Here is an 11279-nt window from a genome sequence, read left to right on the forward strand (position 1 = left end):
TCGATGCGAAAAAACAACGAAATTGAATTGGAAGGCTATTGTTGTCGTTCTAGCAACAGACGATTGTATTTTGTGTGAATAATAGATTTGGGATTAAAAGCTATACTGAAATCTCTGCTTTCCGAAGCGGACTTTTTCGTTGACGAAAAAGATCTCCAAACCTTTGTCGGCGCGACTTCCCAGTCGCGCTTTTTTTTCGTCTGCGGATCGCGCGTTAGCGTCGTAGCGTCAGAAGATGATCAGTGCGCAGATGCGGTGCGGTCCGCATTCCACTCGTTCGCCGTGGTCGAGGTCCAGTCTTCCATGACGTAGTGGCGCGCGTCCATTGGTGAGGACAGGAGGTTCTGCCAATGGTCGCCGTGCCACATCGGATCGAACTCCAGCGCCGATGGTCGACCTGGCTTGGGTTGAGTGGGCGAGGCGGCTGGCGATTGTGCTAGATGGGGGATCAGCTTGGAAAGGATTCGGCGGATTTCACTGAACTGCATGGCAATCTCCTGAGACGCATTACTGCAAATGCTCGATTCATGATGCGTTTCGGCAGGTCGGCGAACAACTCGTAGAAACACTTACCAATGTGGCGAATCGTTACAGGCACCGGCGGCGGAAAATATTTCCTTTCTTACGATTTAGCGATTATCGGTTTTGGGTAAAGTTGACGTAAGGGCGAAAGTACGAACGATTAATCCCAGATATCAATTCGTTAAGCGCACAAGAAACATCTGCGACCAAAGCTTTAATTAAGTTCACGGCTTCATTAATCGAAGTGGATGTGACGATCGTTTGTGCACTTCTTCGAAAGGCGCACTACAAAGCTGAAAAGCGCTCAACCTCTTTTACCGAATGTGGTTTGACATCGCACGGCGAGGCGGAAAGGCAAGCGGCGAACGTCCAGCCGTTGTCGGGCGCGACTGCCACTTGGCAAGATGGGACACGGTCGCCGCTAAAACCCTTTGCCGACGGAGGCTGGACCACGCGGTGGTCACGCCCACAGGTCAGCCGCCGCCAACTAGTGCATACTTGCCGCAAAGTCACGCGTCCAAGCATTCCTTCATGTCTGAACAGTTTTTGCCCGAACCGGCCCTCAAAGATCCGATCGTCTTCGTCGATCTGGAAACCACCGGCGGCTCGACTAACGAGCACCGCATTACCGAAGTCGGCGTCGTCGAAGTAGGGCCGGCCGGCGTCACGCGCTGGAGCAGCCTCGTCGATCCGCAGCAACCGATCCCGTCGTTCATCCAGCAGCTCACCGGCATCACAAACGCGATGGTGCGCGGCGCGCCGACGTTCGACGCCATCGCGCCCGAACTGTTTGCGCGACTCACCGGCAAACTGTTCGTCGCGCATAACGCCAGCTTCGACCGAGGTTTTTTGCGCGGCGAATTCCGCCGCGTCGGCCTCTCATTCGACCCGGACGTACTGTGCACCGTGCGCCTGTCGCGCGCGCTGTTCCCGTCCGAAAAGCGCCACGGGCTCGACGCCTTGGTCGAGCGGCACTCGCTGGTGCCGTCCGACCGGCATCGCGCGCTTGCCGACGCCGATCTGATCTGGCAATTCTGGCAGCGGCTTCACGGCCTCGTGCCGCTAGACGTCCTGCGCGCGCATATCGAGCGCACTACGCGGCGCTATCGGCTGGCAGGCGACATCACCGAAGATCTGCTTGAGACCGCGCCTGCTGGATGTGGTGTCTATGCATTCTATGGAGACAACGATTTGCCGCTGTACGTCGGACGGAGCGTGCGTGTCCGTCAGCGGCTTCGTGCGCATCTGACAGGCGAGCGGCGTTCGTCGAAAGATATTCGGCTGGCGCAGCAGGTGAGGCGCGTAGAGTGGCGCGCCACCGGCGGCGAATTGGGTGCGATGCTCGCCGAGGCGCAGTGGATCGCGACGCTGCGGCCGGGGCATAACCGCGTGCCGCGCGTCACGAAGAGCGATCCCGCGGGCGCGCCGTGGCCGTTCCAGGGACCTGTCGTTTTCGAGGAGCATGAAGAAGCGTCGCAGGCGCGCGCTTTCCATGTCGTCGACCAATGGTGTTACATCGGCCATGCTCCGTCGTTGGCCCAGGCGACCGAACTGCATGCCGCCAGTTTGACCGGCGGATTCGAAGCGTCGACCTACAAGATTCTTCAGAGCCACCTCGCGCGCGGGTTGCGGATGATGCCGCTGAGCGTGCTGGGCGGCGTGCCTGTCGCAGGCATCGTTTGATCGCGCTCGCCTGATTGCGCGGCCGCTATGCGCGACCAGGCGAGATCTCGTCATTCCTCGCGGCGCAACGTTCCTCTTTGCGCCCGCGTCTTGCGTCTACCGCGCCGTCAGCCGGTTGCGCCGACGCCACCGCTTTCGCACACGTGTCCAAGCGCGCGAGCCAATGCCGCTGAGCGCGTGGAATCGTAGCGAGTCAGAGACTTCCAGTTAGCCAGCGATTGCGCGACGCGCGACGGACAATCCGGCGCCGCGCGCAGCGGTTGCACGCGAGCGAGGCCGGCGACGAGCGATTGCGTCAGGCGATCCAGTTGCGGACGCGTGCTCGTTGCCAGGTCGGGCGCCGGTTCCTGCGGCGGCTGCGTTGCACGCCAGCTTGCAAAGAGCGCGTTCTGCACGTCTTTGCTCGCGTCGATCTGATCCTGGAAGAACGCGCGCGCGAACGCCGGATCGACGTTGGCGGCTGCCGCTCGTTTCTCCACATCTGCAAGCAACGCCTGCTCGCGCGGCGTGTCGGTGATTGCCTGGTGATGGGCCCACTTCCAGCGCGCCACCGGTTCTGCGAGCGCGAGTCGCTGCGACGCGAGCGCGATCAGATTGGTGAGCGCCGTATCGTCGCCGTCGGCGAGGGCAGAAGTAGGTGCGAACGAGAGTGATGCGAAAAGCGCAAGCGCACACGGCGCGGCAAAGCGAAACAGGCGATTCATAAGCTGGACGATGGCCGGGCGGCCGTGAAAGGAAACCTGAAGAATAGACGATGCGTCACTGCGCGAGTGTTCTCGCCGGCATCTAGACCGGTGCCGCCGCCAGTTGGGGCAGGACAGTCAGTTCACGCAAGCAGAGGCGGGCGCAGGCTCGAGTGCGAGCGTCGACGCCAGACAGCGCTAGTCCGCCTGGTTGGAGCGTGATCCAAAGAAATTAACGAACCGCGCGCAGCCGCGACTCGTGCACCGCGCGCAGCCGCGACTCGTGCAGTAAGCACAAGTACCGCTACCGTGTCGCGCCACCGCACAATTACTTTGCGTCGTACGACTTACGTTGTTCGTCGAAAAAGGCGCGCACGTGCTCCGGCAGTCCAGCCCCCAGAAACTCGACGCCGACAGGTTCCGGATCCGGGCTAAAGACTTTATCCGGGGTCGGGATCTTCGGTGGTTTGGCATCCATGATCGTTCTCCTTTACAAACCGATTATCGGCCTCGTGCCCCGTGTCGCACCAGTGTCCGATTAGCATCACACCTTCTTTGTTGCTTTAACGGCACAGCGCACCATTTCAGCAGAGCTTCTGTTCAAATTTATAGGTTCGCTTGCGTTGTTCTTCTGCGGCCTTGCGTACAGTTCCCGCATCCATTGTTCTGCGAAATCGTCGCGAGCCTTGTCGGGCGGGCCGTTGCGGCAGTGGGCAGCCCCTTCGCGTAATCAGTCTTCAGTTTGTTGCGGGTATTCCCCGATTCGCGGTGAATTTGTGCATTGCCGCATCGGAATAATCTGCCCAATAAAAAGCGAACGTTCGTTTATTGCCGATCGGACATTTATTCGGTTGCGAATAGCGGATTACTTGGTAAACGATTGATTTGTCACCTCGTTGACGACTGACCAAAATTTTCAGCGCATTTGCGCGAAAGGCTTCTACGCGTGCGAGGGCTTCAGGCAATCTCGTACTGCCGTCGTCAACGTTGCGCACTTTGCGCCAAAACATCGTCTTCTTAATGACGAACCCGGCCGCGCCAATATCGGCTCCTATGATGAAGGTGGCTGTTATCAGCAGGCCACGGTGCGGTAGACAACTGACACCCGGCCGCTAACGCGGAAGATGGTTGTCTTCGCCTTCAGAGGGTTAGTCATGGAAAACGCTGTGTACTGGAATGGACGCCAGGTCGGGATCGAATGCGACGGCCGCATCTCGTGGTTTCCGTCAGCGCCGCAGGAGGCAGTTGCTGCGTACGGCGACGCTAAGCGCGCGGAAGGCGAAGTGGTCGTTCAGAGGAGCGATCCGGTCGTCGCGCGCAACCTCGGCACTGTCGCGCACTTCGATAGACCTGACTTGCGCGGCTAGGGAGTTACCCAAAGAGGTCGACGAAAAGCAAAAAGCCCAGTCGCAATGACTGGGCTTTTTGCTTGAATCTTGATGGTGCCGGAAAGAGGAATCGAACCCCCGACCTTCGCATTACGAATGCGCTGCTCTACCGTCTGAGCTATTCCGGCATCAGGAGAAACGAGATTATAGGGACTTCTTTATTGGCTTGGCAAGCCCTCGAATCACTTTTTTGTTTCGAGATGGTAGCGGGTCACGCGGTCCACTTCGTTCTTCGAGCCGAGGAACACCGCAACGCGCTCATGCAAGCTCTTAGGCTGAATGTCGAGAATGCGTTTTTCGCCGTTGGTCGCAGCGCCGCCCGCCTGTTCGACGATAAACGCCATGGGGTTCGCTTCGTACATTAGCCGCAGCTTGCCGGGCTTATCCGGCGTGCGCTTGTCGGCCGGATACATAAAGATGCCGCCGCGATTCAGGATACGGTGCACGTCTGCCACCATCGACGCAATCCAGCGCATGTTGAAGTCGCTCTGACGCGGGCCGTCTTTACCCTGCTTGAGTTCGCCGATGTACTGCTCGACCGGCGGATACCAGTGACGCTCGTTCGACGCATTGATTGCATACTCGCGCGTTTCGACAGGAATGCGCATATCGCTTTGCGTGAGGACCCACGAACCGAGTTCACGGTCGAGCGTGAAGCAGTTCACGCCATTGCCGGTGGTCAGCACCAGCACGGTTTGCGGTCCGTACACCGCATAACCGGCAGCGACCTGTTCTGTGCCTGGCTGCAGGAACGACTGTTCGGTGGGTTGCTGGCCGTCGGGGCAGCGGAGTACCGAAAAGATCGTGCCGATAGAAACGTTCACGTCGATGTTCGATGAGCCGTCGAGCGGATCGAACACGAGCAGATACTCGCCCTTCGGATAGTTCGCGGGGATAGGGAAGAACTGCTCCATTTCCTCCGACGCCATGCCCGCCAGGTTGCCGCCCCATTCGTTGGCTTCGAGCAGGATTTCGTTCGACAGAATGTCGAGCTTCTTCTGCACTTCACCCTGGACGTTCTCGCTGCCCGCCGTGCCGAGCGCGTCGCCCAACGCGCCTTTGCTGACGTGATAGCTGATCGCCTTGCATGCGCGCGCGACAACTTCGATCAAAAGCCGCAGGTCGGCCGGCAGGTTATTGGTTTCCCGCTGCTGCTCGATCAGGTACTTCGTGAGAGTGGTACGACGTTGCAAGGCCATTGCTGTACTCCAGGAGGCTTGAGGAATATCCCGATTTTAACCGCTTGGTGTGTCCGCTCCGTGCTTTTGACATCGGAGCGCGCGTGCAATGTCGCGCGATCGACAAGAGCGGCTCCGCATGAGCAAGCCGATCAGCCTTTGCGCCGGGCCTTGCCGCCCGTCGCGCTGCCGCTCACGCTTGCTGCGAGCGCCGCAGCCCGAGCGTGTTCCGCCGATACCTTGGGCAGCTTCGGGCGGTCCGCCTTGGGCATGGGATCTATCTCGCGTTCGATCTGCTCGCCCGCCGCCGCCGTGGCAACGCGCAGGTCGTAGGCGATTTGCAGATTGAGCCAGAACTGCGCGCTCGCGCCGAAATAGCGCGCGAGGCGCAGCGCGGTGTCCGCCGAGATTGCGCGCTTACCGCGGACCACGTCGTTGATGCGCGGCGCCGGTACGCGCAACGCGAGCGCAAGCGCGTTGACTGACATGCCGAGCGGTTCGAGAAATTCGCTGCGCAGAATCTCGCCAGGATGGATCTCCTCGATGCTGTCTCCCGCGTCGATGTCGGAGAAATCGATACTGTCCAGATTGGAGCGTTTGATGACCATGCCGGTCTCCCAATAATCAGTGATAGTCGACAATCTCAACATTCAGCGCCTCGCCTTCGATAAAGTGAAAACAGATGCGCCATTGCGCATTGATCCGGATGCTCCATTGCCCGCTGCGTTGGCCTTGCAATGCTTCGAGCCGGTTGCCGGGCGGCGTGTGCAAGCTGTGGATGCAGTCCGCAGCGTCGATCATCAGCAACTTGCGGTACGCAAGCGCCTGGATATGACGTGGCAGCGTATGTACAAACTTGCCCTGAAAGATTCTCGCCGTAGCCTTGTCGCCAAATGTCGTGATCATGGGATGATATAACGCAACTCGTTAAACGTAAACCGTTAAATGAATGCGTTTACTTTCACCCCTCGGGGCGCGAACGAACAGTCGGCCAGACGGCTAATGTCCATGCGAGCCTCCGCCCCCGAAGTCGTCCGAAAAAAAGGGCGAAAAAAAGCCGACAACGTGTGCCGGCTTTTCGATACGGAGGACCGCGTCAGAAGTGCGTCATGCGAGCGCCTTCTCGACGATCTCACGTACGTCGCGCGATTTGACCTGCGACGCCACTTTCTCCAGCGCCGCGCGCATTCCTTCGCGCAACGTCGGCGTGAAGCGGCGCCACAATTCGAGCGAGCGCGCGAGGCGGGCGGCCACTTGCGGGTTGATCGCGTCGAGCGCGATTACCTGGTCTGCCCAGAACGCGTAACCCGAGCCGTCTTCGGCGTGGAATTGTGCAGGGTTAGCCGCGCAGAAACTGAAAATCAGCGAACGCGCGCGGTTCGGATTTTTCAGATTGAAGGCCGGATGCGTCATCAGCTTGCGTACGACGTCGATCACCGGACGCTGCGCGCTGCCGCGCTGCGTGGCCTGCAAAGCGAACCACTTGTCGATGACGAGCGGCTCCTTATCGAAGCGCCGGTAAAAGTCGTCGAGCGCATGCTGCGCTTCGGCGCTGCCGCCATTTGCCGCCGATGCATTGAGCAACGCGGACAGCGCCGCCGCGCGGTCCGTCATGTTGTTCGCCGCGTCGTATTGCGCGGACGCGAGCCGCACCGTTTCCGCCGGATCGTCGAGCTCCGTGAGATAAGACAACGCCAGGTTCTTCAACGCGCGGTGGCCTGCCGCCGCCGGCGTGGCTTCATACGGGCCGGGCGTGCGATGTTGCTCGTAGATCTTGAGCCAGTCGTCCTTGAGTGCATTGGCCAGGCGCTTGCGCACGAATTGCCGCGCCGCATGCACGGCCGCCGGATTGGATTCGGCCATCTGCTCGGCCAGATACGCTTCGGACGGCAGCATCAATGCAAGTTCGCGGAAGGCCGGCGAAAGCGATTCGTCCGTGAGTACGCGTGCGAACGCGGCGGCCACCGAATCGTCGAGCTGCAGTTCCGCACCGCTTGCGGCCCGTCCTGCTAGCGTCAGCAACTCGCGCGTGGCGAGCCGTTGACCGGCTTCCCAGCGGTTGAACGGATCGCTGTCGTGCGCGAGGAGGAACGCCAGTTGGTCCGCCGAGTAGTCGTATTCGACGATCACCGGTGCCGAGAAATTTCGCAGCAGCGACGGCAAAGGTTCCTGCTCAACATTGACGAACGTGAAGGTCTGTTCGGTCTGCGTGAATTCGAGCACGCGCGTGGTGGAGTCCGAAGCCTGCGCCTCGCTCTCCAGTTGCAACGGCAAGTCCTTTCCATCTTTGCCGATCAGGCCGATCGCGAACGGAATCAGCAGCGGGCCTTTTTGCGTTTCGCGCGCGGCCGGCGCGGCTTCGCCATAACCTTGCGTGAGCGTTACGCTGTAGCGCTGCTGCGCGGCGTCGTAACGCGTGCGCACCGACACGCGCGGCGTGCCCGCCTGGCTGTACCAGCGCTCGAACTGCGCGAGATCGCGGCCGTTCGCGTCGGCAAGCGCGTGACGGAAGTCGTCGCAGGTCACGGCCTGGCCGTCGTGCCGCTTGAAATACAGGTCCATGCCTTTGCGAAAACCTTCGCGGCCAAACAGCGTCTGATACATCCGCACGACTTCGGAGCCCTTTTCGTAGACCGTCATCGTGTAGAAGTTATTGATCTCGACGTAGCTTTCCGGGCGCACCGGGTGGGCCATGGGCCCCGCGTCCTCGGCGAACTGCATCTGGCGCAGCACGCGCACGTCTTCGATGCGCTTGGTGGCGCGCGCGGCTTCATCACTGCCGTCGGTCTCGCCGCCTGCCATGTCGGCCGAAAATTCCTGATCGCGAAATACGGTCAGGCCTTCCTTGAGGCTCAGCTGGAACCAGTCGCGGCAGGTCACGCGATTGCCGGTCCAGTTGTGGAAATACTCGTGGCCGACTACCGCCTCGATGTTCGCGAAGTCGGTGTCGGTCGCCGTCTCGGGGTTCGCCAGCACATACTTCGTGTTGAAGATGTTGAGCCCCTTGTTCTCCATCGCGCCCATGTTGAAGTCGCTCACGGCGACGATCATGAAGCGGTCCAGATCCAGTTCGAGCCCGAAGCGCTCCTCGTCCCAGCGGATCGAGTGGATCAGCGAATCCATTGCATGACGGGTCTTGTCGAGATCGTGCGGCTCGACCCATACCTGCAGCAGTTTTTCCTTGCCCGAACCCGTCTTTACGCGCTCTTCCAGCGCGACCAGCTTGCCCGCGACGAGCGCGAACAGATAGCTCGGCTTTCTGAACGGATCTTCCCAGCGCGCGAAATGGCGGCCGTCCGGCAGATCGCCTTCTTCGAGCAGATTGCCGTTGGACAGCAGCACGGGATAGTCGGCCTTGCTGGCTCGCAGCGTAACCGTGTAAGTGGCCATGACGTCCGGCCTGTCGAGGAAGTAGGTGATACGGCGAAAGCCCTCCGCCTCGCACTGCGTAAAGAAATTCCCGCTCGACACATACAGGCCGGAAAGCGTGGTGTTCGCGGCCGGATTGCAGATGCTCGTGAGCGTGAGCTCGAAGTTCTCCGGCACGTTGTCGAGCACCAGGCCATGTTCGTGCGCATGCGCGTTCGCGAACGGCTGGCCGTCGAGCGTGGCACTGACGAACTCAAGTTGTTCGCCCATTAGCTCCAGATGCGCGGCGCGCGACGCGTCCGGATTGCGGCGCACGCGCATCGTGTTCTTCACGACCGTGCGTTCCGGCAGCAAGTCGAATTCGAGCGCGACGGTGTCGATCAGGAAAGCGGGCGGCGCATAATCGGCGCGGCGGATCACATTGGGCGTTGCGGTATCGGCCATGGCGTTCTGTAGTGATGGACTCGAGCGGCCGGCGCACGAAGGCGCGTGAGCCGGGCTTGTCGAGCCATTGTACAAAGCCTCGGCGAATCGTGCGGAGCGAACTTTCTGCCAATCCCATCGCAGCGCAAGGCCGGCGCACACGGCGCGGGACCCGGAAACGGTGCGACCTGGCCTACGGTCTACGTACAATACAAACACGAGCCGACCCAAACGCTTCACGAGGTAGACCATGAAAACGAACCGATGGGCGCGCCGCGCCATGTTGCTGCTGGCGGCGCTGACTGTGCTGCTGTCCGGTTGCACGACTTATGTGACGACGCAGGTCACCGCGTTCTCCGACTGGAGCGGCGGCGACGCGACGCGCACCTACGCGTTCGCGCGCGAACCGGACCAGCGAAACAATCTCGAGCTGACCACCTACGAGCACATCGTCGCCAACGAACTGGCTACGCACGCGTTTCGCCAGGTGGACAGCGGGGAGGCGCGCTATCTCGTCGGACTCTCCTATGGAATTCGCTCAGACGTGGTGACAGTGGCCGAGCCGGTCTATTACAACCCGTGGCCGGCGCCTTACTGGGGGTGGGGGCGCCCGTACGATCCGTGGGGGCCATGGGGACCGTTCCCCGCCGGATATGTGAACCAGAGCTATCCGATCTTCACGCATCTGCTCGGTGTGCGGATCACCGAGCGCGCGACCGGCAAGGAGGTCTACAACGTGACCGCGCGCAACTCGGGCGGCGAGTCGTCGCTGGTGAGGGCCATGCCGTTCCTGGCTCGCAGCGCGCTCGCTGACTTCCCGCTCGGCAATGGCGTCGTGCGTACGGTCAAGATTCCGCTTGGCGCGAGCGCAGATGCTTCCAACGAAACGTCTGTGCCCGCCGCTGCCCCGGCATCGGCAATGGCGCCCGCGGCCGCGTCCGGCGCGAAAGCCGTGCAGTGACAGAACGGTGAGCGCGGCGGCGCGCACTCCGGCTGGCACCCGGATCACGCGGTCCGCTTCAGATTCCGACGCCGAACAACGCCATCGTCCCGAGAACGACGAACAGCACGGCTGCGATGCCATGCACGAGGCCGGTCGGCAGACGGTGAGCGAAACGGTCGCCGAGCAGGATCGCCGGCACGTTCGCGATCATCATGCCGAGCGTGGTGCCGGCCACCACGCCGAAGAAATCGTGAAAGCGCGCGGCCAGCGCCACAGTCGCGATCTGCGTCTTATCGCCCATTTCTGCCAGGAAAAATGCCACGACAGTCGCGCCGAAGACGCCGAGGTGCGTACGGTTCGTGTTGGCCTCGTCGTCGGCGAGCTTGTCGGGCACGAGAATCCACAAACCCATGCCGATGAACGAGACGGCCAGCGCCCAGCGCATCACGGTCGGCGTGAGCAGCGAGCCGAGCCACGCGCCTAGTGCGCCCGCGCCCGCATGATTGACGAGTGTCGCGGCCAGCACGCCCAGGATAATCGGCGCCGGCTTGCGGTAACGCGCGGCAAGCACGAGCGACAGCAATTGCGTCTTGTCGCCGATTTCGGCGAGCGCGACCGCTCCGGTCGAAATGAGAAAAGCGTGGATCACGTTGTTTTGAATTCCCGGGCCGAGAAATGAACGAGCGACGACCCACGACACGCCGGGCCCAATTGCGGCGGGGTGTGGGTCATCGGTCTCGCCAGGCCCGAGGCTGCGGCTGCCATGGCCCTGACGGCCAAGTCTGTTGACAGGCGCCCCCGCGAGGTTTGCGTTCTACGAGCCCGGCATGTTTGCCGGCCGAACGCGCCGCGGGGCGGCTACTCCCCAATGAGGGGCGGATTATAACAGGCGTGGCATCGCAGTCTGAATGCCGCCCACGAGATTGGCCGGCAAAATGAATGTATTGAACTGCAACAGGATTCGCCGAAAGTTTATTGAAAGTTTCAGGCGATTTTCAGCGTAAGTGGCGCCGCGCGAAACCGGAATCCGGCGAGAAAACGCGCCGCCATAGGTATATTCCCAAGGCGTCCCCTGAAATGTCCGCGAAAT

The 11279-nt window shown here is 61.1% G+C and carries 11 protein-coding genes, 1 tRNA gene and 1 riboswitch; of the genes, 3 read left to right on the plus strand and 9 right to left on the minus strand.

The features are described from left to right. Positions 1 to 239: 239 nt before the first annotated feature. Positions 240 to 488, minus strand: coding sequence for a hypothetical protein (locus JMY24_RS01520; protein WP_128595673.1), 249 nt, complete (start codon positions 486 to 488; stop codon positions 240 to 242). 565 nt (positions 489 to 1053) lie between these two features. Here JMY24_RS01520 and JMY24_RS01525 point away from each other — a divergent pair. Next, complete coding sequence (locus JMY24_RS01525; protein ID WP_201701322.1) at positions 1054 to 2205, plus strand: exonuclease domain-containing protein; 1152 nt, start codon at positions 1054 to 1056, stop codon at positions 2203 to 2205. 107 nt (positions 2206 to 2312) lie between these two features. Here JMY24_RS01525 and JMY24_RS01530 read toward each other — a convergent pair whose 3' ends face one another. Together JMY24_RS01530 and JMY24_RS01535 are read right to left on the minus strand one after the other, a co-directional pair. Then, positions 2313 to 2909 carry a chorismate mutase gene (locus tag JMY24_RS01530; protein WP_128595672.1) on the minus strand — a complete coding sequence of 199 codons (597 nt, stop codon included), beginning with the start codon at positions 2907 to 2909 and terminating at the stop codon, positions 2313 to 2315. A 307-nt stretch (positions 2910 to 3216) separates the two neighbouring features. Then, positions 3217 to 3366, minus strand: a complete 150-nt coding sequence (locus tag JMY24_RS01535; protein WP_164862352.1) for a hypothetical protein — start codon at positions 3364 to 3366, stop codon at positions 3217 to 3219. 676 nt (positions 3367 to 4042) lie between these two features. Between JMY24_RS01535 and JMY24_RS01540 the strand changes: the two genes are divergently transcribed. After that, positions 4043 to 4255 (plus strand): hypothetical protein, encoded by a 213-nt coding sequence (locus tag JMY24_RS01540; RefSeq protein WP_193414842.1) that lies wholly within the window; start codon positions 4043 to 4045, stop codon positions 4253 to 4255. A 73-nt stretch (positions 4256 to 4328) separates the two neighbouring features. Here the strand turns inward: JMY24_RS01540 and JMY24_RS01545 are convergent. The 5 genes from JMY24_RS01545 to pepN form a co-directional block, all read right to left on the minus strand. Continuing rightward, a tRNA-Thr gene (locus tag JMY24_RS01545) sits at positions 4329 to 4404 on the minus strand. Between the two features lie 54 nt (positions 4405 to 4458). Beyond that, complete coding sequence (locus JMY24_RS01550; RefSeq protein ID WP_128587754.1) at positions 4459 to 5475, minus strand: class 1 fructose-bisphosphatase; 1017 nt, start codon at positions 5473 to 5475, stop codon at positions 4459 to 4461. A 131-nt stretch (positions 5476 to 5606) separates the two neighbouring features. After that, positions 5607 to 6062, minus strand: coding sequence for a HigA family addiction module antitoxin (locus tag JMY24_RS01555; protein ID WP_128595671.1), 456 nt, complete (start codon positions 6060 to 6062; stop codon positions 5607 to 5609). Positions 6063 to 6078: 16 nt separating this feature from the next. Next, complete coding sequence (locus JMY24_RS01560; protein ID WP_020069039.1) at positions 6079 to 6360, minus strand: type II toxin-antitoxin system RelE/ParE family toxin; 282 nt, start codon at positions 6358 to 6360, stop codon at positions 6079 to 6081. Positions 6361 to 6561: 201 nt separating this feature from the next. Continuing rightward, a complete protein-coding gene (pepN, locus tag JMY24_RS01565) occupies positions 6562 to 9267 on the minus strand; it encodes an aminopeptidase N (RefSeq protein ID WP_128595670.1) in 2706 nt (901 codons plus the stop codon). A 229-nt stretch (positions 9268 to 9496) separates the two neighbouring features. Between pepN and JMY24_RS01570 the strand changes: the two genes are divergently transcribed. Then, entirely contained in the window at positions 9497 to 10207 is a 711-nt protein-coding gene (locus JMY24_RS01570; protein WP_201701323.1) for a DUF4136 domain-containing protein, read from the plus strand. A 58-nt stretch (positions 10208 to 10265) separates the two neighbouring features. Here the strand turns inward: JMY24_RS01570 and JMY24_RS01575 are convergent, their stop codons facing one another. Further along, a complete protein-coding gene (locus tag JMY24_RS01575) occupies positions 10266 to 10838 on the minus strand; it encodes a TMEM165/GDT1 family protein (protein WP_128595669.1) in 573 nt (190 codons plus the stop codon). Positions 10839 to 10845: 7 nt separating this feature from the next. Next, a riboswitch (yybP-ykoY riboswitch) is annotated at positions 10846 to 11068 on the minus strand. Positions 11069 to 11279 lie beyond the last annotated feature (211 nt).

The sequence above is a fragment of the Paraburkholderia kirstenboschensis genome (assembly GCF_904848585.1).
Lineage (GTDB): Bacteria > Pseudomonadota > Gammaproteobacteria > Burkholderiales > Burkholderiaceae > Paraburkholderia > Paraburkholderia kirstenboschensis.

Bases quoted from the DNA above. Each gene is read 5' to 3' on its own strand.
- JMY24_RS01525 (WP_201701322.1), top strand. From the start codon at position 1,054: ATGTCTGAACAGTTTTTGCCCGAACCGGCCCTCAAAGATCCGATCGTC.
- JMY24_RS01570 (WP_201701323.1), top strand. From the start codon at position 9,497: ATGAAAACGAACCGATGGGCGCGCCGCGCCATGTTGCTGCTGGCGGCG.
- JMY24_RS01555 (WP_128595671.1), bottom strand. From the start codon at position 6,062: ATGGTCATCAAACGCTCCAATCTGGACAGTATCGATTTCTCCGACATC.
- JMY24_RS01560 (WP_020069039.1), bottom strand. From the start codon at position 6,360: ATGATCACGACATTTGGCGACAAGGCTACGGCGAGAATCTTTCAGGGC.
- JMY24_RS01550 (WP_128587754.1), bottom strand. From the start codon at position 5,475: ATGGCCTTGCAACGTCGTACCACTCTCACGAAGTACCTGATCGAGCAG.
- JMY24_RS01540 (WP_193414842.1), top strand. From the start codon at position 4,043: ATGGAAAACGCTGTGTACTGGAATGGACGCCAGGTCGGGATCGAATGC.
- pepN (WP_128595670.1), bottom strand. From the start codon at position 9,267: ATGGCCGATACCGCAACGCCCAATGTGATCCGCCGCGCCGATTATGCG.
- JMY24_RS01535 (WP_164862352.1), bottom strand. From the start codon at position 3,366: ATGGATGCCAAACCACCGAAGATCCCGACCCCGGATAAAGTCTTTAGC.
- JMY24_RS01530 (WP_128595672.1), bottom strand. From the start codon at position 2,909: ATGAATCGCCTGTTTCGCTTTGCCGCGCCGTGTGCGCTTGCGCTTTTC.
- JMY24_RS01520 (WP_128595673.1), bottom strand. From the start codon at position 488: ATGCAGTTCAGTGAAATCCGCCGAATCCTTTCCAAGCTGATCCCCCAT.